Origin of the sequence: Mesorhizobium sp. J8, assembly GCF_016591715.1 — a bacterium.
Classification (GTDB): Bacteria; Pseudomonadota; Alphaproteobacteria; order Rhizobiales; family Rhizobiaceae; genus Mesorhizobium.
In genome coordinates this window covers 4,906,599-4,928,627 of the sequence record NZ_AP024109.1, presented here as the reverse complement: position 1 = coordinate 4,928,627, position 22,029 = coordinate 4,906,599, and the positions used below count along the sequence as shown (strand labels likewise).

Below are 22,029 nucleotides of genomic sequence, written 5' to 3'. Positions count from 1 at the left end.
GCTAACGGAACTGGGCGATAGATGCGCCGCCAGAAGCAGCCTAAATGGGCCGGCTTGGGCGCCGCCCCGATGGAGGAACATCATGCAGTGGTCCTACCCGATCCTCCGTGTGGGTGACACCGAGATCCGCATCCACCTGACTTTCCTGCTGCTGCTCGCTTGGATCGGCATCGCCTATTTCCAGGAGGGTGGAACGTCAGCTGCGATCGAAGGGGTCGGCTTCACGGCCGCCGTATTCGCCTGCGTGGTATTGCACGAGCTTGGCCATGCCGCTGCCGCTAGGCGCTATGGCATCCGAACGCCAAAGATCAAGCTTTTGCCTATCGGCGGCGTCGCAGAGCTGGAGCGCCTGCCCGAGAAGCCGTTGGAAGAGGTCGTCGTGGCGCTCGCTGGGCCGATGGTCAATGTCGTCATCGCTGCCCTCCTGATCGTCGTGATCGGCGCCACAGCCGGCATCGACGCGCTGACCTCGATGGACAACCCGCGTGTCGCGTTGGTGGCCCGCGTCGCCGCCGTCAACATCTGGCTGGTCCTTTTCAACCTCATTCCGCCATTTCCGATGGATGGCGGGCGCGTGCTGCGCGCCTTACTCGCCACGCGCTACAATCGCTTGCGCGCGACGGAGATTGCAGGGATCGTCGGTCAGTTCGCCGCCTTCGCCTTCGGCTTCATCGGCCTTGTCGTCGGCAACGTCCTGCTCATATTCGTCGCGATCTTCGTCTATCTCGCCGCGACCGCGGAAACGCAGGCGGCGGGGCTCGAGGCAGCGGCGCGTGCCGTTAACGTGCGCGACGTCATGATCAGCCGTTTCGAAAGCCTGCCGGCGATCGCGACCCTCGACGAGGCGGCGCAGGCCCTGTTGCGCACGACGCAACACGAGTTCCCGATCGTCGACCGGGGCGGCAGGCTGCGCGGGGTGCTGACGCGCGAGGGGCTCGTCGCCGGACTGCAGCAGCGCGGCGGTGAGGCTCCTTTGGTCGAGGCAATGGCCGCAAATATCCCGGTGATCCGCGACCATGAGAAGCTCATCAAGGCGCTCAAGCCCTTGAAGAGTGGAGCTGTACCTGCCGTCGGCGTGGTGGATGCCAAGGGACGTTTGGTCGGCTATGTCATCACCGAAAACATCGGCGAGCTCATGCTGCTGCGAAGCGCCGCCGCAAGCTGACGGATCTCGATTGGCAGCATTCTGTGTGCTTAATGGGTAGCGTGTGAGTGGCAGTCGTAGGTGGGATTGCGAGAACCAGGCGCGCTTCGCGGCGCATCGCCAGTACCGCCTCGCGGAGCTGCCCTTTGTCCAACAGGCCGCCTTTGAAATAATGGAGCGCGCACCCCGGGACGAATGGGCAAGGCCGCGCAAATGCGGGAGCGGTTTGGCGTCTAGTTGTCCCGGAACGCCTGCTTGCCTTTGTACTCCATAGGCTTCGCGCGTACTCGCGATCTTCGCTTTTGAGCTTGTCGGCAAACCACAGTAGCGCCCAGTAAATGATGGCGCGATCATCAGCGGTGAGTTCGACGATGCCTGCCTGGCGACGAGGCCGCCGAGTTCGACAAGATGTCGTGTGCGCTTGCGGCGCTCGACCTGCCAGGTGCGCATGTCATTGCGAGCCTGTGCCGCTTGCCGGCGTGCTGCCCGGTTGTGCTGGAGTGCTGCGCACGTTGCGCTAAGGTACCGGAGCAGTTCTCCTGGACCCGCTCTCGAAAACCTCATCCGATACTTAGCCGATGCCGCGCGCTTTGCGGCGTCCCTTGTTTCGGCGATTGCGATCAGCGCACCGGCCAGTTCATCGGCGGTGAGCCGATCACCGCCGATGGCGATCACCAGTTAGCCAAGCTGCTGCACTTTTGCCTGCCATTTCGCTTCTCCCATCCATTGCTGTCGGCATCAAGACAGCCGGGCGCAAAGACATTGATCCTCATCAAGTCAAGGAATTGCCAGTGCTCGAGCTGTTTTGTGCCGTGCTCACAAGAGGGAGAAATGCGAACCGGTGAAGACGAGAAACTGGCCGGTGATCAAAGGTATCCTCAACAGCGGGCCGCTCTCTCCGCTGTCTTGAACCGGTTGCCCGCGCACGCATGGGTGCGCCTTCAGCACCTCTCTCCAGATGGTTGGAAAGTCAGATCCCTTGCTTCTTTCGGCGTTGCATGTGTCGACAAGCCTCGCTACGGCGTTTCTCATTGAGCGCGGTTACCTCAAATGCCCGATCGCCAGACATATGCAGGATTTGAGGCGAAGGATTTGACATCGATCAATCCCTCGAAAATCAGTCGGTCACAGCGGCTCCCATGCATCTCCTCCCTTGCGGTAGCGATGCTTCACCGCAGACCATGCGACCCGATGGGCGATTTCCTCCCGCTTCTCGCCGCGGTCGGCCTTGCGTGCAGGGGAAGGCGCACGCGGATCTGCGGGGGAAGGTCCTCGATTGATGCAAATGGCATAGCCACACTTCCGGGTCTCTCCGCCAAATCAACTCAGGCGCCGGCGAACTCGATCGTCGGGCGACGCCGAACCGATCCATGCGCGTGATCGGATCCTTCTAGGTGTTGATGAGGCCGATACCTTGATTTCGCGCAAAATCATGGTGTGTCGGCAAGCCGGCCCTAGCCGGGCAGGAGCATCATGACCGACGCTCCGGCCATCAGTGCCGTCGCCATGCAACCCAGCATGACGATCGGCCAACCGCAGGTGAAAGGTCCCATGACCGATCGGCTTGACGCCAGCAATATGACAACAATCATAAGCGGCACGGCGACGACCCCATTGATGACGGCGCTCCAGAACAGGGCTCTCATCGGGCTGATGGGCAGATATTGTATAGCCAGCGCTGCCAGGATGCTTACTGCGATGACACTGTAAAAGCCGCGGGCATCGCTGGCCTTGAGCTCCAGGCCCTCCTGCCATCCCATGGCCTCCGCAAGCGCATACGCCGCCGACCCCGCCAGGACAGGCGCGCCGATCAATCCGACGCCAAGTATGCCGGTGGCAAAGAGCACGAAGGCGAAATCGCCTGCCAGCGGCTGCAGGGCGCTAGCGGCCTGCGCCGCGGTCTCGATATTCGTGATGCCGGCAACGTTCAGCGTTACCGCTGTCGCCAGGATGATAAAGTAGGACGTCGCATCCGAATAGAACATCCCGCTCCAGGTGTCCCAGCGCAACCGGCGCAGTTCAATCCCCGACCGGGCGCCATCCTGGATGAGAGGAGGATCGCCTTTCATCTCTTCGACCTCCTCGGAGGCCTGCCAGAAAAAGAGATAGGGGCTGATGGTCGTGCCGAAGATCGCTACCGCCATGGTGGCGGTCTCCGAATTGAGCGCAAGCTTGGGCCACACGGTGCGAAGCGCCACCTCGCTCCACGGGACGTGCACCGTGAAGAGCACTGCGGCATAGGCAAGCAGCGACAGCGTCAGCCATTTGAGGAAATTGACATAGCGGTGATACGGAACGAGCACCTGCAGGACCAACGTGCAGGAGGTGAAGACCAGCGTGGCGAGATGCCTGTTGATGCCGGTGACAAGTTCCGCGACTTCCCCCATGGCCGCTATGTCCGCGGCGATGTTCAGCGTGTTCGCGATCAGGAGCAAAACAACCACGAATTTGAGCACGAAGGGCGGGAAGAACGCCTTTATGTTGGCGGCGAGCCCCTTGCCCGTAACGCGGCCGATGCGCCCGCACATGGACTGGACCGCCGCCATCAGCGGGAAGCAGAGCGGCATCGTCCAAAGCATGTTGAGGCCGAATTGGGCGCCCGCCTGCGAATACGTCGCAATTCCACTGGGATCGTCATCGGCCACGCCGGTGATCAAGCCGGGTCCGACACGAGCGAGAGGGTGTTCCTTCAGGCGGCTGAGCAAACTCCGCAACTTGCCGCGCACGGGCATTGCATTGATGTTGTCGTCGACGATACCCATGGGCTGCCCGGAAAAGAATTCGCGCAGTTCTAATCTCGACCGGTCCGACGATCTTTGACCTTGCTCAAAGCCAAGAGAGCGTGGGGCGCATAGGATGCGCTTGAATTTCGGCGGTGCGAGGCTTCCATGATTGCCCCTTCGGCATCCGATATGCTTGAGGTTCTGCCCCAATTGCGAGCATTTGCCGTTTGCCTCGCGGATGATCGGGAACTGGCCGATGCGCTGGTCGAGGTAGTGCTTGTCCGCGCCTGTAGAGGCGACCGCCATGCAGCGCATGACGATGTCAGGCTGCTGCTTTTCAATCTTATGCATCGGGAATTTCATGGTTATGAGACCGCCAGGAGGCTGGCTCGTCTTCCTGGGCGCCAGGCAGCGCTGCGAACCTGCGGCGTGGACGGCACCGCAAGATTTCTGCTGCGCGGACTTCATCCTGCCGAGCGTGAAGCCATTGTCCTTTTGGATGCCTGCGGTTTTTCGGTACCCGATGCCGCGGCAATTTGCGGATGCGATCTCCGGACCGTTCGGCAGAGGGCAAGCAACGCGTCGGCAAAACTCGGTCAGGCTTTGCACTCGAAGCGACCGGCCCGCAAGCCGGCGCTTTGGCTGCGCCAAGCCTGCTGAGGCCCCACGGCTCCGCGGAAGACAGCCATGGACAGGAAGCACAGTTTCAACATCGGCTACGCTCTTCTCGTGCTGGTCCTGTTCGGATTTCTCCAGCTTTGGCTAGGTTGGCGCGACGTCACGCAGCTCTCCTATAGTGACGTCATGCGGCTCGTCGGCGAAGGCAAGATCGCGTCGGTCACGCTGACTGAAACGACCATCCAGGGGCAGTTCAGGGAGCCGCAGGAGGGCAAGAGCCTCTTCATCGCCGCACGCGTTGACCCGGCTGCGGCAGAAGCCTTCGAGAAGGCCGGCGTGAAGGTGTCGGGTGGCACCGACAGCAACTGGCTCACCACCATCCTTTCGTGGATTTTACCAGCGCTGCTTTTCTTTGGACTCTGGATGTTTCTTTTCCGCGGCTTCGCCGAACGGCAAGGCATGGGAGGTCTGATCAACATCGGCAAGTCCAAGGCCAAGGTCTATGTGGAGAGACAAACGGGCGTGACCTTCGACGATGTCGCCGGCGTCGACGAAGCCAAGATCGAACTGCAGGAGATCGTCTCCTTCCTGAGGGACAAGGACAAATATGGACGCCTTGGGGCGCGCATCCCCAAGGGCACTCTTCTGGTCGGGCCGCCCGGAACCGGCAAGACGCTGATGGCGCGCGCGGTGGCCGGCGAGGCGGGCGTGCCCTTCTTCTCGATTTCGGGTTCCGAGTTCGTCGAGATGTTCGTCGGCGTGGGCGCCGCGCGTGTTCGGGATCTCTTCGAGCAGGCAAGACAGGCCGCGCCATGCATCATTTTCATCGACGAACTGGACGCGCTGGGGCGAGCGCGCAGCCCCTTTGCAGGCTTTGGCGGCACCGATGAAAAGGAGCAGACGCTCAACCAACTCTTGTCGGAACTGGACGGCTTCGACCCTCGCGTCGGCATTGTGCTTCTTGCAGCCACCAACCGGCCGGAAATCCTGGATCCGGCGCTGACCCGCGCCGGCCGCTTCGATCGCCAGGTGGTGATCGACAGGCCGGACCGGAAGGGACGCGAGGCCATCCTCAAGGTGCATGTCCGCAGTGTGGCGTTGGCGTCAGGCGTGGATATCGGTGACGTGGCGGCCATCACCCCGGGTTTCACCGGGGCCGACCTTGCCAATCTCGTGAACGAGGCCGCGATTTTCGCCACCCGGCGCAATGCAGACGAGGTGACGATGGATGATTTCACGAATGCAGTCGAGCGGATCGTGGCCGGTTCCGAACGCAAGAGCAGGCTGCTCAATGCGGGCGAGCGCGAGAGGGTCGCCTATCATGAGATGGGGCACGCGCTTGCGGCTGCGGCGCTTCCCAAGACAGACCCCGTGCACAAGGTGTCGATCATCCCGCGCTCGATCGGCGCGCTCGGCTATACCATGCAGCGTCCGACCGACGATCGCTTCCTGATTACCGAAAGCGAGCTGAAGGAGCGGATGGTCGCGCTGCTGGCTGGCCGGGCGGCGGAGGATATCGTCTATGGCGAGGTTTCGACCGGAGCAGCGGACGACCTTGCCAAGGCGACAGACGTGGCGCGCCAGAGCGTAACACGCTTCGGCATGAGCTCGGCCCTTGGCCAGGCCGTGCTTGAGGAACAGAAGCAGCAATGGCTTGGAGACGGGCTGATGCGCCAGCGAGACTATTCGGAAACCACTGCCCGGGAGGTCGATGTTGCCGTTCGCCAGATGCTGGACGAAGCCTTTTCGACCGCGCAGGAATTGCTTAGATCCCGAATGGCCGACCTCAAAGCAGGGGCCAGCCTGCTTCTCGAACGCGAGACGATTACGCCTGAGGATTTTCCGCCGTTGCGGCGCCAAGGTTCGTCGACCGTCCGGGCCGAACATATGGTCGCCGTGCCGGCATAAGCTCACGTGGCACAGACGCAGGAAATACTCAGCGTCAAAATCCTTCCTCTTTGACAGCGATCAACGTCATCGAGCCGGCCAAGAACCACACTTCCCGAGTCAGGAGCAACCGTGCTCCCCAAACAGTGAGGTACGAGATGAGCAACAGCACACTGAGACAAGACATTCTCGATGAGCTCGACTTCGATCCCGCCATCGATGCCGCGGATATCGGCGTAGCAGTCGACAACGGTGTTGTGACGCTGAGCGGCCACGTGCCGACCTACGCTCAGAAGGTCCGGGTCGAGGACGTCGTGCGCAGCGTCAAGGGCGTCCAGGCCATCGCACAGGAGATGGAAGTCCGTCCGTTCGGCACCAACAGGACGGCCGATGACGAGATCGCCAAGCGTGCCGTCAACACGATCGCCTGGAACGCGTCCATTCCAAGCGGCGCGGTGCAGATCCGCGTGCAGGACGGTTGGGTAAAGCTTACTGGCAAGGTCGAATGGCATTATCAGAAGACCGCGGCGGAAGATGCCGTGCGTCATCTCGCCGGCGTTGTCGGCGTGAGCAACCAGATCGAGATCAAGCCGCGGCCATCGACCTATGACATCAAGCAGCGCATCGAGAACGCGCTGAAACGCACCGCGGAACTCGAGGCGCAGGAGATCAAGGTCAACGTCCTCGACAATGGCGCGGTCAGGCTCGAAGGCCGGGTGCATGCCTGGTCGGAACGCCGGGCGGCCGAGCGCGCCGCCTGGGCGGCGGCTGGCGTGAAGACGGTCGAGGACCGGATCACGATCGGCTGATAGGCAGGTCGTCACCTTCGAGATGCCGGCGATCCAAGCGCCGGCATTTCCTTTTGTTACCCCGGCAGCGGAAATGGCCTCATTCGCTTGGATGGACTCCAGGACGGCAAGCAAGTGCTCCGCCTTTTCATAGGCAGCCTTCTAGCCCTTAATCTCTCGATGAGTTCGTACTGACGGCAGATATGGCCAAGCCCTTCTCGCAAATGCCACTCCGCCATCTTCAATGGTGTCTCGCCGGTTCCTGCGGACGCGAGCCCCGTCATCAGCGTCAATTCGACATCAGCCGGTTTAGCCACACCTCGTCGAGCAGTGAGCGGGTAACGCCACCGAATACCCACTCCCTCAGCCGGCTGTGGCCGTAGGCGCCCGACACGACAAGTTCGGCACTCACCGAGGCGAAGAAATCGACCAGGCGATTGTGTTCGTCATCGTCCGTCTTGATGATCTCGGTACGCGCCTTGATCCCGTGGCCGGCCAGGAAAGTCGACACGTCATGGACGCTGTCCCTGATCCAGTCGTCGGGATGGCGGTCGATCGCCACGATCGTGACCTCGCTGGCCATTGCCATGAGCGGCACAGCGTCAGCGACCGCACGTCTTGCTTCTCGGGTGTCTTTCCATGCCACCACGATCCGTCGGGCCGGCAAATCCGTCGCGCCATGGGCGGCGACCAGGACCGGCCGGCCGGCGCGCAGCACCAACGAGCCTGGATCGGCCATGCGGTAAGAGTCCCCCGTGGATGCGCCCCGGGAGGCGTCGGTGACGACAATGTCGCACATACGGGCTTTCCTGGCCAAGGCACGGTCCGGATTTTCGATCTCTCCGTGCCAGCCTGTCTCGACCGCGCCGGCGACCAGATTGCCGAACTCGCCACTCAGGTCGATGAGGCGGCGTCGGATTTCGTCCCTTGACTGCTCCCAAATCTCGGCGGCTATCGCCGCGCCCTCGGGCGCCATGGTCACCGGCAATGGAGCATCCGCCGCGCAGAACCCGATCAAGCGGGCGTCGAAGCGCTTGGCTAGGCTTACACCTATCCGTGCCAGCGGTTCGATCGGACCATCAATGTTGAGGTTCAGGAGGATTGATTTGTAGCTCATCGCACGCGCTTCCGGTTCGATTTTTTGGATGAGCTGATGCTATTGAGAGGAAGCCCTCGCGCCTTGATGCGGATCAAAATCCTCTCTGCTGTGGCGCGTCTTAGGGCACTCGTGATTCGAAGTGGATCACCTCACCATCGACGACGAAGCCGCCGTTCCCGACATGATGGAAAGTTTTCGGCTTTGGCTGGCCCGGATCGATCCAGGCTTCGAGGACTTCCAACACGAACAGATTGTACTTGTTGACCAGCCGCGTATCGACCACGCGGCATTCGAGGTTGGCGAAGCACTCGGCCACAAGCGGCGCCGACACCCGTTCGGCGGGAAGCGGCGTCAACCATGCGGTTGCAAACTTGTCCGTATCGCGTCCGGAGCAATTGCCGACCTTCACGACCTTCTCGGCGAGCCCGACGGCAGGGATTGCAATGACGCACTCCTTGGTCTGACGCAAGGCGAAGAACGAGAGGTCATTGCTTGACACGACGCAGGCAATCGTCGGCGGTGCGACCGCCACCATCATGTGCCACGACATGGTCATGACATTCGCGCGGCCCTGCCCGGATCGCGTCGAGAGCAGAACGACCGGGCCGGGTTCGATGAGCCGATAGACTTCGGCAATCGGCAATTTCTTCATATCCTTCCCTCGCTTGGCATCGAGCGGCTGGTTTTCCTGGTCTTGTCGCCGCCATCGCCGGTCCCCGCCTTGATCAGCGTCAAAGCGAGATGCCGGATGATGAACCCTGTTGATTACAATCAATGTGGCTTGCGCCGGCCCTGCGATGATTGGATGGGCAAACAAGGAATTCGTCCATGTCCGCTGAAGATATCTTGCTCTGGGGCGCTGTGCTCGTCCTCGGATTTATCGCCGGAGCAGCGATCTATTTCGAATCCGCGTCCTTCCGGGAGAGTGAACGCTTGTCGGCAAGCCATAGCGCCAGCCGCCGCTCTCCGGCCGAGTCGGCCGAAAACAAATCTCTGCAGCGCGGAGCGAAGGGAAAGCCATCATGATCAGAAATCCGGAAGAGTTTCGTGCGCCCGAGCTGGCGCCTTTCGTCCAGACCAGCCAAAAATTCCTGAGCGCCGTCGCCACCATGCAAGCACACTCGATCCGCGCACTGTTGCGCTATCAGATCGAAAGCGTGTCCTTCCTCAAACGGCGATTCGAGGATGAACTCAGGCTTGTCGAGAAACTGACGGGCGGCGACGAATTCGCGGATGCCTTCGACGTGTTCGTGAACTTCATCCAGAATGCCACTTGCGACTACGCGAACGAGGCCGCCAACTTCGCATCTGTCGGTGCCAGGCTGGCCGCGGACACAGCCGGACAAGTCCGCAAGGAAGCGGAAACAACAGTGGATGACATGGCCACGGCGACGCTTGCGACCTGAAAATGCTGCGATCAGGGAAAGGGGGCGGCGATCGTTGGGGGAGCGAATCCCCGTCTCGAGTTGTCAACACAAGGCGCCGGACCGGAGAGATCCGGGGAGATCCGGGCGCGGCTTGGCCGTAGCAAAGCTCGCAACCGCAGCCGCTACCGGACGAACTCTTCCGCTGCGGGCTGGTGGGCCCGGCTTCTCGGGCCGCCTGAAGGCGACTTGCACGGCCCCCGGGCACGTACGTCATCCAGCGGCAGTGAGCTTATGGCAGTTTGACTCAAATCAAGGCCCGGCGTTCATTTGCCCCGTAATCGGTGGCTATGAAACGCAGAACAGCATTCACGCTCGTGCCGTTTGCAGTTGCTTTCGCATTGCCCGCCTGGGCGGGCGACGGTTCACTGATCGCCTATGGCAAGAGATTGGTCGAAGCCAACTGCGCGCGCTGTCACGCGGTCAGCCGGACAGGGGCAAGCATTCACCCGGACGCTCCGCCTTTCCGCACATTGCGCCTGCGCTACCCGATCGAAGACTTGCAAGAGGCGTTGGCCGAGGGCATTTCCACCGGTCACCCGGACATGCCGGAGTTCGTGGCCACTCCTGATCAGGCCGAAGCCATTATTGGCTACATCAAGAGCCTCGGTCGATGATGCCGGTCCAATCGTTGGCGGGCACAGTCTGGAACGCGTTGCGCGCGGTTCTGCTCGCAGCAGCCGTCGCCGTTTTCTCCACATTCTCCGCGGTCTGGGCCGCCGGGCTGCCCGTCCTTGGCAATGATCCTCCATCGCTGGCGCCAATGCTCGAACGGGTCGTTCCGGCTGTCGTCAGCATCAGCGTCAAGGGAAGGCTGAACGGCAATGCGGATGCGAGCCTGTCGGACCCCTTCTTGCGCAAGTTCTTCGGACTTCCGGAGCAACCGTCACCCGCGGAGCGTTCGTTTCAGACAGCGGGGTCAGGGGTGATCGTGGATTCCAAGGATGGCTACGTGCTGACCAACAATCACCTGCTGGAGAATGCCGATGAGATCGTCGTAACCTTGTTGGATCGCCGATCGTTCCCGGCCAAGGTCGTCGGCACGGATCAGCCGACCGACATCGCGGTCCTGCAAATACCAGCAGGCAATTTGATGGCGGTGCCTTTGGGAGAGTCCAGCAGATTGAGGGTAGGCGATTACGTCGCGGCCGTCGGCAACCCGTTCGGCCTCAGTCAAACCGTCACTTTGGGCATCGTCAGCGCCTTGGGACGTTCAGGGCTGGGATCCGAAGGACTGGAGGACTTCATCCAGACGGATGCCTCCATCAACCCAGGCAATTCGGGTGGCGCGCTGGTCAACCTCCAGGGCGAGCTGGTGGGCATCAACAGCGCGCTTGTCGGTCCAGCGGGCGGCAATGTCGGCATTGGTTTCGCCATACCCATCAACATGGCTAAGCAGGTCATGGGAGAATTGATCGCCCACGGGACGATCCGGCGCGGGGAATTGGGTATCCTGATCCAGGATCTCACCCCATTGCTGGCACAAGCGCTGAATTCGAAGGTCACGGCCGGCGCGCTCGTGAGCGGGGTCGTAGAAGGATCCTCCGCGGGCAATGCCGGTGTTCTTGCTGGTGACGTCGTGGTGGCGATCGACGGACAACCGATTCAAAGTGACACGGGTCTTCGAACCGCGATTGGCGCGCTCAGGGTCGGCGCAAAGACGCGGCTCTCAATTCTTAGAAAGAACAAGCCGCTGGAATTGACCGTGCAGCTTACGGACACAAACACGATCAGCCCGTTGCTCGTCAAAGGGACGGGGTTGCTGTCGGGCATGGTGTTGGCCGATATCTCGCCGGAATCCGCAGCCTACGGGCAGACGGACGGAGCCGAGATTGTTGCCGTCGATCCGGAAAGCAGCGCCGCGGCCGCAGGGTTGATAGCAGGCGACTTTATCGTCAGCGTCGGACAGCAATCGGTCCACTCGGCAATGCAAGTGGTGCAAACGGCGGGTAACTTTGACAGGCTCTTGCTGCTGGGGGTTTTTCACGCTGGCGGAACGCAGTACGTCGTCATTCCATGAGCCAACATGGCGAACTTCAGTAGTCGCAGCTCACCTGTCATTGGGAGATTACGGCCTCTTGTGCGGCTACCTCGCCGTCAGCCATGACCTCGAGTGGGTCGACGCTTTCGCTGGCCGCGGCTACGCCATCACTTTGATGCACATCAAAGCAGGGCAGTTTCAATCGTGTTGATCTAGCCGCCTCTTATGGAGTCCGGATATGATCTACACGACGATACTTGTCCAGCTTGATATCGATGCTCCGGCTACACCGCGCCTGCTTTTCGCGCAGCAGATCGCGAAGAGGTTCGAGGCGGATCTCATAGCGTTGGTTGCGGCCGAGCCCTCCGCTCTGGTCTCGCCCAGCGAATCCTCCCCGTTGGTCGCGGAGGTTCTGCGCTACCGAACCCACGACATCGAGGAGCGCATCAGGAAGCTCAAGGAGGAGTTCCTCAACGTGGCCGGCAACGACGAGCGCGCGTCATGGCGGTCGGAACTCGATGATCCGACGCGCGCCGTTGCCCTGCACGCTCGTGCGGCCGATCTGGTGATCACCGGAGCGCCGACCGCGGCTGCGGCCGGCGACTACCAACGAACCGCGGATCCGGGCGCGTTGGTGTTGTCCCTGGGCAGGCCTGTTCTGTTTGCGGCCGACGGCCTTGCGCCCTTCAAGGGCGAGAGGGCGATGGTCGCCTGGAAGGATTGCCGCGAAGCGCGGCGGGCGGTCGTCGATGCGATGCCCTTCCTGCGCAATGCCAAGGAAGTGACCGTTTTCAACGCGGCTGAGGACGGAACGGTCGTCGCGCCGGATGGCACGGCGGACGTGGTGCGCTTCCTGATGAAGCATGGCGTCAAGGCGAGATCCCAGCGGTTCGAGGGCGAAGGGGTCTCGGTCGGGAACTCCATCATCGCCGAAGCCGACCGTATCGGCGCCGATCTCATCGTTGCCGGCGGTTATGGCCATAGCCGTTTCCGCGAGTGGGCGTTCGGCGGCGCGACGAGGTCCCTGCTCAGCTCGGGCTCGTTCCACAGGCTGCTTTCGTACTGAATGGCCGCGGCGGCCTAGGCTCCACCCTTTCGAAGGAGATAACTCCCATGCAACTCTTAACAGCCCTGCTCCTGCCGACTTATCCGGATCCGCCGGGCCCCAAGGTTGCTGCGAATGCGGTGGCGGTTGCAAACCAACTCGGCGCCACCCTTGATGCGACCGTCATCAACGTCGATATTCCCGACGTCTCGAACGCGTTGTCCAGCCTCTTGCTAGACCTCCCCGCAAAGATCCGCGAGGCCAATGCGGCGAGCAGGAACCGTGGCAAGGCTTTCCTGGACGCCATCGCGGCGGAAGCCGCTCGATGCAACCTCGCTCTGACCAGCCAGGCGCTGAAAGCCCAACCGGCCTTCATCGGGGAAACCGCTGCCAGGGAAGGGCGCTACTTTGATCTTTGCATGGTGAGTTGGGCGCACAACGTCCAGTCAATCCGTGCGATCGCCGAGGAAGTCGTGTTCAACTCCGGCCGGCCGACCTTGGTTCTCCCGGGGGATGAAGATGTCGGCGCGCTCGATCACGTGGTGATCGCCTGGGACGGCAGCCGCGTCGCCGCAAGAGCCGTGGCCGACGCCCGGCCGTTTTTGGAACGGGCATCAACGATATCGATCGTCACCGTGACGGACGAAAAAGTTCTGCCTCACGAAGATGCAGGCGATCGTTTGGCGGATGGCCTGGCGGCGAGGGGCCTGCCTGCCAAGGTCGAGCAGATCCTCGCCGGCGACAATGAGATCGGCGCCGCGCTCGAGGACCATGCCTTGAGGATCAACGGCAAGCTCCTTGTCATGGGCGGGTGGGGCCATTCTCGTATCCGTGACTTTGTGCTCGGCGGCGCGACCGATGGGATATTGTCGGATCTGCGCTTGCCGGTACTGATGTCGCACTAGGCCCGGGGTTCATCTCCGATCATTGGACGCTAAGGAATGTCGGCGAGCGCCCTCAAGCATCAGGCCCATGAGATGGAACTGCATGCCGAGACGTCTTGCGGCCTGAGCGAAGCCGAAGCTCAGATGAGATTATTGGCCGAGGGGCCGAACGAGCTACCCAGATCTGGGCGACGCACACCGCTCAGAATTGCCATCGAGGTCATACGCGAGCCGATGCTTGCGCTCCTGTTGGCTGGCGGCGCTATCTATCTCCTGCTTGGTGATTTGCAGGAGGCGGTGGTCCTGCTGTGTTTCGCCACTCTGTCGGTGGCGATTACCATTATCCAGGAAGCGCGCACGGAGCGCGTCCTGGAAGCCCTTCGCGATCTCACAAGCCCGCGCGCCCTGGTTGTTCGCGATGGCCAACGCCGGCGGATTCCCGGTCGCGAGGTGGTGCGCGGCGATATCGTCATGCTTGCCGAGGGAGACCGTGTCCCTGCCGATCTGCTGCTGGTCCAGGGCCGTGATCTTCAAATCGACGAATCCTTGCTCACCGGCGAATCCGTTCCGGTAAGGAAGATGGCCGCCATGCCACCAGATCGGACCGTCAAACACCGACCCGGCGGCGATGACGTCCCCGCCGTATTTTCAGGATCGCTCGTCGTTCGCGGCTCAGGCATCGGTGAAGCCATCGCGACTGGGGCGCGAACGGAAATCGGGAAAATCGGGCAGGCGCTGAGCAGCTTGGAAAGCGAGGCTCCTCGTCTGCAAATGCAGACAAGGCGCCTTGTACGACTGTTTGCCCTGGGGGGATCTGCCGTGAGCCTGCTGGCGGTGCTGCTCTATGGCTGGCTGCGAGGCGGATGGCTTGACGGGATACTGGCAGGTATTGCGCTGGGCATGTCGATGCTGCCGGAAGAATTTCCGATGGTGCTGACGATTTTCATGGCTATGGGCGCCTGGCGCATATCTCAGGTGCGCGTGCTAACCCGTCGAGCCTCGGCAATTGAGACGCTTGGATCCGCAACTGTGCTCTGCACGGACAAGACTGGAACGCTGACCAGGAACCAGATGGCCGTCGCGGAGCTGAGGACGCCTGGTGGTGCCTTCTCGCTTCTGAACACCTCGGATCTCATCCCAGAGGCATTCCGCGAGTTGGTCGAGCTTGGTGTCCTTGCCAGCGCTGAGGTTCCTTTCGATCCGATGGAGAAAGCGTTTTACGAACTGGCGGCTGAAAGACTGCCGAGACGTCCGGGCGCGAGCGACCGGCAACTGGTCCGCTCATACGGGCTTCGGCCAGAGCTGCTGGCGATGTCGAACGTCTGGCGAAAGAGCGCAGGCGATCCGGATTGTCTCGTCGCTGCCAAAGGTTCGCCCGAGGCAATCCTGAAGCTCTGTGGCTTGGGCGCGGACCAGACTGTCTCAATGCGCAAAGACGCCGATGCTATGGCGGCCCAGGGGCTAAGGGTCTTGGGGGTGGCGCGCGCGAGCCATGCCGAGAGCGGATTGACCGATGAGCAGACCGGCTTTGCTTTCCAATTCGCGGGGCTGGTTGGGTTGGCCGATCCGCTGCGGGCGGGGGTCCCGGATGCCGTGGCCACTTGCCGGTCGGCCGGGATCCGCGTGCTTATGATCACCGGGGACTATCCCACCACGGCGAAGGCCATAGCGCGGGAGGCCGGATTGGATGTCGTGGATGTTCTCACCGGCGAAGGGCTGATGGCGCTGGAACAGGAGGGCCTTTCCAATGCGGTGAAGACGACGACCGTCTTCGCGCGCATTATGCCGGAGCAGAAGCTGGCGATCGTTAACGCCCTCAAAGCGAACGGCGATGTTGTCGCGATGACCGGCGACGGGGTCAACGATGCTCCCTCGCTGAAGGCTGCGGATATCGGCATCGCCATGGGCGGACGCGGCACAGACGTTGCGCGTGAAGCCTCCTCCATCGTTCTTCTGGACGACGACTTCGGCTCGATCGTCAAGACAATCAGGCTCGGACGGCGTATTTACGACAACTTGCGAAAGGCGATGAGCTTCATCGTGGCCGTGCACGTGGTGATCGCGGGGCTGGCTCTGATGCCATTGGTGTTCGGCCTGCCCATTCTATTCGGGCCGCTTCACATCGCCTTTCTGGAAATGGTCATAGACCCGGTCTGCTCGCTCGTCTTCGAGGCGGAGAGCGAGGAAGAAGATATAATGGAACGGCCGCCGCGAGATCCGCAAGAGGCGCTATTCACGCGCCGACTGGTGGCATGGAGCCTGACTCAGGGCTTGCTCACATTGGCAGTTGTCGCCGCCATCTTTCTGGCCGGCCTTCACTCGGGCATGCCGGAACATGAGGTCCGCGCGCTGACTTTCTTTGCCCTGGTGGCAAGCATAGTCGGCCTGGTTCTGGTCAATCGTGCTTTCAGCGCGTCCTTGATCGCAGCGCTTCGACGACCAAATCGCGCTTTGCTAATTGTCGTCACCGTGGATGCGCTTATGCTTGCGCTGGTGCTTTCATGGCCGAGCGCGAGCAGGCTGTTCCAATTTGGGCAACCGCATCTGGTAGAGCTTGTCGTCGTCTTAACGGCCGGATGCGGACTGGTCGGAGCACTGGAGCTTTTGAAATCTCGCTACCATGCGGCCTGATTGGGTGGATGAGCAGGCGCTGCTTTTGTGTGGCCGTCAATCGGGGTGTTTACGCCCTGTGACCATTGCTTTTGCCAGGTTCTCGTGGTGCACCAAGCTCGCTAGCAGCACTCCGACAATATGAAAAACAACGAGAGCAAGCGTGATGCTGGCGATCACCTCGTGAGCCTCGCCAAGGGAGCTGCGAACACGGCCTTCGCCGCCTTCGTTTTCGTCCTGCTCCGGGGCCTGCGAGACCATGGTGGACAATGTCTGCGCATAGAGAGGCGCCAACGGCCCGGCACCTTTTTCTTCGGCGTAGCGGACGAGACCCGTCGCGACCGTCGCTGCTAGAAACGCCAGCAGTGCCAGAACCATCGCGCCACCGGCGGGGCTATGCCCGACATAGCGCTTCGCGCGCCCGCGCATGAGCTCCCAGAGGTAACTGATGGCCACCAACGGACCGGTCACGAAGTCGGAAAACCGGGCATGCCGCGGCCCGACAAAGCCCCACGCGACGCGGGCGACGAGCAGCCCGCCGACAACATACCCCGCCCAGATGTGAACCGTCGTTGCGTCCTCAATCAGATAGGCAACGAAGAATGCCAGCATGATCGTCCAATGCGCTATTCGGACAAAGGGATCCCAAACCTGTATCTCGGAAGGTTGAGCCTGCATGTGGACCACTCCTTTGCTGGAATATCTTAGCCCAAGCCAGCTCAGCTTCCCCTGCATTGACTTGAATCAATCGAGCGAGACGCTATCGGTGCGGTGTCGCTATCCATAAAGTCCTCAACAGCGAGACACGCCAGTTCGCTAAGAGCACCAGCCAATCGGTCGCTGGCGCATGCAGGGGCTCGACCAGTTTGCGTTGACCTGCGTCAAGGTTTTCCGGCCGCAGCGTGCCTTAATGGCTATTGTACGATTGTTGGGGAAGGCAAATGTTCTCGCGCTTGGCTTTCATTCGCATTCTTGGCCTGTTGCTGGCGCCAGCACCGGCGGTTTTCCTGCCCGCTGCTCCGAGGGCTTTCGCCGAGCAAACCGTGTTCGATGCCGGGATCAAACAGTCGATCATATCCGCGACTGGCCATGGCGAGAACTCGATTGAGGTCGCGACCAACGCGATCCAGATCATGGTGACTGTCGTGAATAGCGACCTCAACAATTCACTGGTTACGCACGCTGACCGGGAGGCGGATGCGGTGAGGATCGTCGATGCCATCATCGCCGCTCTTAAAGGCAAGCCAGCTTATGACAGTCTATTGGCAATCCATATCGACTACGTATCCCGTGAGACGAACACAGCACATTCTCGTGTAGTCGATGCAATTGACTACCGTCGAGACGCAAAAGGCGGTTTCGAGCTGCACAAGACGTAAAAGAAGTTTTTGAGATATTTTTTCGATCCGCCAAAGGCGGCGCGAGCCGAATCCCGTCATCGCTCCATCCTGAGCGGACTTTTTTGAGCTGTGGGTTGGAGTTACTGGGTCCTGATCTTGCTGCGATCGGCAAGGACAGCCGGCGGATAGACGACCACAGTTTCGCCGGGGCGTACACCCTGAGCTATTGCAGCGGCGCGCGACGAAAGACGTGATACTTGTACTTCCCGGAGTCGTGCCCGATCTCCATCCACAACGAAGACGTTCCAGGCATTGCCTCGCCGGAACAGTGCCCCCGTCGGCATGACGGTGGCCTGTTTTGTCTCGTCAACCACGATCTTGACCTCGACGCGATAGCTGTCTCCCAGACTGGTCCAGCTCTGGGCTGGCGAAATTATATCGATGATCACCCAGACGCGCTGTTCTTCGACGCCGAGCGCCGAGATCTTGGTGAACCCGGAAGGCTCTACACGTCGCACCACCCCCTGCAAATCCGACGGCCCGCCCCAGCGTGCGATAGTCACCTTGTCGCCCTGTCTTATGCGAGCGGCATCGGTCGTCAGAACGTCAACTGCGATTTCGAGGTCGTGCGGGTCGCCTAGCTCGACCAAGGGGGCTGCTTGCGAGACAGCGCTCTCGCTTTCCTGCTCGATTTTGAGAACGCAACCATCGATGGGCGACAACACCGCAAAACTGTCTCCCAGATCTATATTGCCGACGGATTGCAATGCCGCGCGGGCCTGCTCCAAAACATGAGTCGCGGCATGCGAGCGGCGCTCGGCGGCTGCGGCCTGCCGGTCGGCCGACCGAAACAGAGCCTCCTCTCGTTCAAGTTGCGCCGTCGCCGCGACGTTGTGCAAGGCAAGCTGCTTGGTGCGCTCGAGGTCCGCGCTTGCTTGAGCGAGAAGGACCTTCGCCTGCTCGTGGAGTGCCTCGGCCTCGTCGAGTCCCGCTTCTGCGGCACCGACCTGCGCCTCGAGCTCTCGTCGCACACGTGTGTCCAGCAAGGGAGAAACAGGCGGCATGATGGTCGCCAGTCTCTGCCCGGTCCGCACCACATCGCCGGCTTTAAGCGTCAGGCGTTGGAGTCGGCCCGACACAGGCGCCGATACGAGATAGCGATCCCGCACCCGGGTGCGACCGTCCTGTTCGATCGCGTCCTGAAACGTCGTCGCCACCACCTCTGCCGTCTCGACAAGAACTGGCTGAGGCGTGAGAAGCCAATACAGACCCGCGGCCGCGATGGACGCTAGCAACATTCCTGCGGCGATCGATGTTGTCCGAGGCTTCATGATCAGTCTCGGGTCTTGAGGACGGCTACCAGATCGAGCCTGTCGATCCTTCGGCGGATCATGATGAAACTGGCGAAAGCCGCAGCGATCACCAGGAGCGAGGCAAGGACGTAACTGCTCGGATCGATCACGACAGGGATTTGAAAGGACTGGCTCGCCCGCGCTGAGGCGATCAGCTCGATCAGGGAGCGTCCGATCAGTAGTCCCAATGGAATGGCCACGACAAGCTCCGCGACAAGTTCGCTGATAACCACCGCCGACACTTCGTGCCGGCTCAGCCCGATAATGCGCAGACCCGCCAGTTCCCAGGCGCGCTCCTGCAGCGCAATGCGTGCGCTGTTATAGACCACACCTGTCGCGATCAGCATTCCGAACCCCGCTAAGATCAGCGCGCCGATCATCACCATTCCGCCGATCGTGTCGTTGAAAAGCGCCAACCACAGAAGCTTGACCGAACCTGCCTCGATCCTCGGCATCAACTTTATACTGGACCAGACCCGTTCGGATTGAGCCGGGTCAATCCTGAGTGCCGCGACGTTTGCAACAGGACCTTCCCGCACCAGGTGATTGAGCGCGCTGCGCTCCATGGTCACCGACGACCCCAGGATGTCGTCGCAGATCCTGCGGACAATGACTTCTCTTACCACCCTGGGGCCTTCCAGCATCTCGATCGACACTGTATCGCCCACATCAAGATCGAGCCGGCTCGCGATCTGCCGGCCCAGCATGATGCCGTCTGCCGGAATGGCGATCGGCTGCAGCGCCTTGTCCCTGGCAACTCTGAGCTCGGAGCCGGGATCCAGGCCAACGGCTGACGTGCTATAGGTCCGGTACCCGGCTCGCAATCTGACAGGAACCACTCTCTGGAGTTCAGCCTTCAGCACTCCGGGAAGCGCCATCAACTCGTAGAGTGCATCCGTGGAAACAGGCTCGGTGAAAGTGAGAAAGGCGTCGCCGCGCTCGACGCGGCTGAAGCTGACATCGATCATGTAGTCGATGGCATCGAACCAGTAGAGCCCAAACAGGACAAGCGGAACGGCAAGGGCGATGCCGATGGTCGAAAACAGCGTCCTGAAAGGCCTGCCCAGCGTTGTGCGGGCCGCAATTGTATACTGCATCGGAATGAGGCGACCCCCTATTGTCTGAATCCACGCGAAGGTCCGCAGAGCCGGTGGCGTTGCGGGTCGCATAGCTTCGGCGGGTGTCAGCATAGCTATTCGATACACCGATGTCGCAGCCGCAAGGTTCGCGGCGCCGACGCTGACCAGCGTCGCGGCAACGAGAAGCCACGGCTCGAACTGCGCCTCCAGCGAAGGAAACCGGAAGAAGGCACGATAGCTTCCTACGACGCCAATGGCGAACCAGAACCCCAAGGCCAGGCCGACAGCCGCCCCCAGCAGCGCAATGGCCGTGACCAACTTGAAGTAGTGAAGCGCGATGGTGCCGTTGTCGAACCCCAGCGCCTTAAGCGAAGCGATCTGTCCGCGTTGCGCCTCAACCATTCTGCCGATGACGACGTTGAGGAGGAAGGCCGCGATGCCAAAAAACGCGGACGGCATGAAGATGCTCAATGTTTCCTGCTCCGCCAGCTCGTCTTCAAGAAAACGGTGCGAGGGCTGATTGCCGCGATCGTAGGCTCCCGTGCCACCGTACGGAGCTAGCAAGCGGTCCACCTCATCCAGCACGGGCTCGATGCTTGCCTTCGGGGCCAAGGTCATCGCCACGTCGTTGAAGGCGCCCTTCATATCAAACGCACTGTCCACCGCGTCCTCGGCGGCCCACAAGACAACGAAGTTCCGGTCGTCGGGAAGCGGCACCGCACTGCGGGTGGCAAAAACGAACTCAGGCGACAAGGCGGAACCGACGACGCGAAAATCCTGCAGCCGCCCGTTAAGAACGACCTCAATGGACGTTCCCATTTGCACGGCCCGCGCCTGGGCGTAGGCTGCGTTTATGATTACCTCTTCCGGATGCAACGGGTCGGGCCAGTGACCTTGCACCAGATGGATGCGATTGAGCAGAGGCTGTCCCTCGGCCGGCAGCGAGATGATGCGGCCCGAGATCGGCAGGTTGGTGTCCTCGCGTATCACCCGCACTGGCTTCACAACCCGCGGTTCGACGATGCCGATCCCGTCGATCTCGCGCAGTCGGTCAGCGATGACCAAAGGCGCGCGCGTCATGCCGGCAAAAAGGTCGGCGAAGCGCTCGTTGCGGTAGTGGCTCTCCATGGCCGCAACGAGCGCTCGGTAATTGGACAGCGACATCACGAAGACGGCCACGCCTGCGGCGACGAGCATCGCGATGCTGAGAACCTGAAGCCGCATCGACCAGAGATCGCGCAGCACCTTGATGTCCAGCACGCTCACCATTGGACGTCTTCAGCGGCGATACGGTTCTGATTCGGCTCTTCCTTGACGATGCGCCCACCACTCAGCCGCAAGACGCGGTCGGCCATCCCAGCGATTGCTGAATTGTGCGTGATGACGATAGTCGTCGTGCCGAGTTCCGCGTTCACCTTGGCGATCGCTGCAAGAACCAGCCGGCCAGTGTCCACGTCGAGGGCGCCGGTCGGCTCGTCGCAAAGCAGGATGTCGGGTCGTTTCACGATCGCGCGAGCGACGGCGACGCGCTGCTGTTCGCCGCCCGACAGCTGCGATGGGAAATGACGCGCGCGATGCAGCAATCCGACAAGGCTGAGCGCTTCGTCCGGATCCATCGGATTGCCGGCGATCTCGGCGACAAGCCGCACGTTCTCTTCGACACTGAGGCTCGGTATCAGATTGTAGAACTGGAAGACGAAGCCGACATGCTCGCGCCTGTATGTCGTTAGCTCATCGTCGCCGGCGCCCGTCAGCTGGTGATCGCGCCACTTCGCCGAGCCAGAGGTTGGGGCGTCCAATCCGCCAAGGATATTGAGAAGCGTCGACTTGCCCGAACCAGATGGCCCAAGAAGAACGATGAACTCGCCCTTTCGAATATCCAGATCCACGTTGTTCAGGGCCGTCACTTGCGAGTCGCCCGAGCCATAGACCTTGCCCAATCCACGGGCGGTAAAGACCGGAGCGGTCGGTTGTGCTGGACTATTTGCCTCTCGCATGTCGGCCTCCAGTCCTGCCGCAGCAAATTCGCTTCCGGGCAGGCGTGCCGGGCTCTTT

The 22,029-nt window shown here is 61.4% G+C and carries 20 protein-coding genes and 1 pseudogene; 12 read left to right on the top strand and 9 right to left on the bottom strand.

The window, feature by feature from the left end; all coding sequences use genetic code 11:
- Positions 1-82 precede the first annotated feature (82 nt).
- Positions 83-1,165: a site-2 protease family protein gene (locus MJ8_RS23555; RefSeq protein WP_201411094.1), complete on the top strand. Its 1,083-nt coding sequence runs from the start codon at positions 83-85 to the stop codon at positions 1,163-1,165.
- A 229-nt stretch (positions 1,166-1,394) separates the two neighbouring features.
- Here MJ8_RS23555 and MJ8_RS32395 read toward each other — a convergent pair.
- The 3 genes and pseudogenes from MJ8_RS32395 to MJ8_RS32815 form a co-directional block, all read right to left on the bottom strand.
- Positions 1,395-1,594 (bottom strand): annotated as a pseudogene (locus MJ8_RS32395) (conjugal transfer protein TraD); the annotation flags it as partial.
- A gap of 675 nt (positions 1,595-2,269) precedes the next feature.
- On the bottom strand, positions 2,270-2,344 hold the full coding sequence (locus tag MJ8_RS32685; protein WP_318528220.1) for a ChaB family protein: 75 nt from the start codon (positions 2,342-2,344) through the stop codon (positions 2,270-2,272).
- 254 nt (positions 2,345-2,598) lie between these two features.
- Positions 2,599-3,711 carry an NRAMP family divalent metal transporter gene (locus MJ8_RS32815; RefSeq protein ID WP_412177127.1) on the bottom strand — a complete coding sequence of 371 codons (1,113 nt, stop codon included), beginning with the start codon at positions 3,709-3,711 and terminating at the stop codon, positions 2,599-2,601.
- A gap of 321 nt (positions 3,712-4,032) precedes the next feature.
- Between MJ8_RS32815 and MJ8_RS32810 the strand changes: the two genes are divergently transcribed.
- The 3 genes from MJ8_RS32810 to MJ8_RS23530 all read left to right on the top strand — a co-directional run bounded on the left by MJ8_RS32810 (position 4,033) and on the right by MJ8_RS23530 (position 7,181).
- Positions 4,033-4,527, top strand: a complete 495-nt coding sequence (locus MJ8_RS32810) for a sigma factor-like helix-turn-helix DNA-binding protein (protein WP_412177072.1) — start codon at positions 4,033-4,035, stop codon at positions 4,525-4,527.
- Positions 4,528-4,554: 27 nt separating this feature from the next.
- Positions 4,555-6,393 carry an ATP-dependent zinc metalloprotease FtsH gene (ftsH, locus tag MJ8_RS23535; RefSeq protein ID WP_201411092.1) on the top strand — a complete coding sequence of 613 codons (1,839 nt, stop codon included), beginning with the start codon at positions 4,555-4,557 and terminating at the stop codon, positions 6,391-6,393.
- Positions 6,394-6,530: 137 nt separating this feature from the next.
- A complete protein-coding gene (locus MJ8_RS23530; protein ID WP_201411091.1) occupies positions 6,531-7,181 on the top strand; it encodes a BON domain-containing protein in 651 nt (216 codons plus the stop codon).
- Positions 7,182-7,449: 268 nt separating this feature from the next.
- On the opposite strand, the gene MJ8_RS23525 is transcribed toward MJ8_RS23530, so the two are convergent.
- Both MJ8_RS23525 and MJ8_RS23520 read right to left on the bottom strand, forming a co-directional pair.
- Positions 7,450-8,277 carry a universal stress protein gene (locus MJ8_RS23525; RefSeq protein WP_201411090.1) on the bottom strand — a complete coding sequence of 276 codons (828 nt, stop codon included), beginning with the start codon at positions 8,275-8,277 and terminating at the stop codon, positions 7,450-7,452.
- Positions 8,278-8,377: 100 nt separating this feature from the next.
- On the bottom strand, positions 8,378-8,911 hold the full coding sequence (locus MJ8_RS23520) for a flavin reductase family protein (RefSeq protein ID WP_201415559.1): 534 nt from the start codon (positions 8,909-8,911) through the stop codon (positions 8,378-8,380).
- Between the two features lie 176 nt (positions 8,912-9,087).
- On the opposite strand from MJ8_RS23520, the gene MJ8_RS23515 reads away from it, so the two are divergent.
- The 7 genes from MJ8_RS23515 (at position 9,088) to MJ8_RS23485 (ending at position 16,224) form a co-directional block, all read left to right on the top strand.
- The gene (locus tag MJ8_RS23515; protein ID WP_201411089.1) at positions 9,088-9,285 is read left to right on the top strand and encodes a hypothetical protein; all 198 of its coding nucleotides are present in this window, start codon (positions 9,088-9,090) and stop codon (positions 9,283-9,285) included.
- On the top strand, positions 9,282-9,665 hold the full coding sequence (locus tag MJ8_RS23510; protein ID WP_201411088.1) for a phasin family protein: 384 nt from the start codon (positions 9,282-9,284) through the stop codon (positions 9,663-9,665). Before MJ8_RS23515 ends, MJ8_RS23510 begins: the two co-directional genes overlap by 4 nt.
- Positions 9,666-9,973: 308 nt before the next feature.
- A complete protein-coding gene (locus MJ8_RS23505) occupies positions 9,974-10,300 on the top strand; it encodes a c-type cytochrome (RefSeq protein ID WP_201411087.1) in 327 nt (108 codons plus the stop codon).
- Complete coding sequence (locus tag MJ8_RS23500; RefSeq protein ID WP_201411086.1) at positions 10,297-11,703, top strand: Do family serine endopeptidase; 1,407 nt, start codon at positions 10,297-10,299, stop codon at positions 11,701-11,703. The genes MJ8_RS23505 and MJ8_RS23500 overlap by 4 nt, the downstream gene beginning before the upstream one ends.
- A gap of 199 nt (positions 11,704-11,902) precedes the next feature.
- Positions 11,903-12,730 carry a universal stress protein gene (locus tag MJ8_RS23495; protein WP_201411085.1) on the top strand — a complete coding sequence of 276 codons (828 nt, stop codon included), beginning with the start codon at positions 11,903-11,905 and terminating at the stop codon, positions 12,728-12,730.
- A 47-nt stretch (positions 12,731-12,777) separates the two neighbouring features.
- Complete coding sequence (locus MJ8_RS23490; RefSeq protein ID WP_201411084.1) at positions 12,778-13,614, top strand: universal stress protein; 837 nt, start codon at positions 12,778-12,780, stop codon at positions 13,612-13,614.
- Between the two features lie 123 nt (positions 13,615-13,737).
- Complete coding sequence (locus MJ8_RS23485) at positions 13,738-16,224, top strand: cation-translocating P-type ATPase (protein WP_263649710.1); 2,487 nt, start codon at positions 13,738-13,740, stop codon at positions 16,222-16,224.
- A 36-nt stretch (positions 16,225-16,260) separates the two neighbouring features.
- On the opposite strand, the gene MJ8_RS23480 is transcribed toward MJ8_RS23485, so the two are convergent.
- Positions 16,261-16,881: a cytochrome b/b6 domain-containing protein gene (locus MJ8_RS23480; protein ID WP_201411083.1), complete on the bottom strand. Its 621-nt coding sequence runs from the start codon at positions 16,879-16,881 to the stop codon at positions 16,261-16,263.
- 263 nt (positions 16,882-17,144) lie between these two features.
- Here MJ8_RS23480 and MJ8_RS23475 point away from each other — a divergent pair, with 263 nt between their 5' ends.
- Positions 17,145-17,582, top strand: a complete 438-nt coding sequence (locus MJ8_RS23475) for a hypothetical protein (RefSeq protein WP_201411082.1) — start codon at positions 17,145-17,147, stop codon at positions 17,580-17,582.
- A 101-nt stretch (positions 17,583-17,683) separates the two neighbouring features.
- On the opposite strand, the gene MJ8_RS23470 is transcribed toward MJ8_RS23475, so the two are convergent.
- From MJ8_RS23470 to MJ8_RS23460, 3 genes are read right to left on the bottom strand one after another with little or no spacing between them, the layout of a single operon-like run.
- Positions 17,684-18,874 (bottom strand): efflux RND transporter periplasmic adaptor subunit, encoded by a 1,191-nt coding sequence (locus MJ8_RS23470; RefSeq protein ID WP_201411081.1) that lies wholly within the window; start codon positions 18,872-18,874, stop codon positions 17,684-17,686.
- A gap of 2 nt (positions 18,875-18,876) precedes the next feature.
- Entirely contained in the window at positions 18,877-21,243 is a 2,367-nt protein-coding gene (locus tag MJ8_RS23465) for an ABC transporter permease (protein WP_201411080.1), read from the bottom strand.
- Positions 21,237-21,971, bottom strand: coding sequence for an ABC transporter ATP-binding protein (locus MJ8_RS23460; RefSeq protein WP_201415557.1), 735 nt, complete (start codon positions 21,969-21,971; stop codon positions 21,237-21,239). Before MJ8_RS23460 ends, MJ8_RS23465 begins: the two co-directional genes overlap by 7 nt.
- Positions 21,972-22,029: the final 58 nt, after the last annotated feature.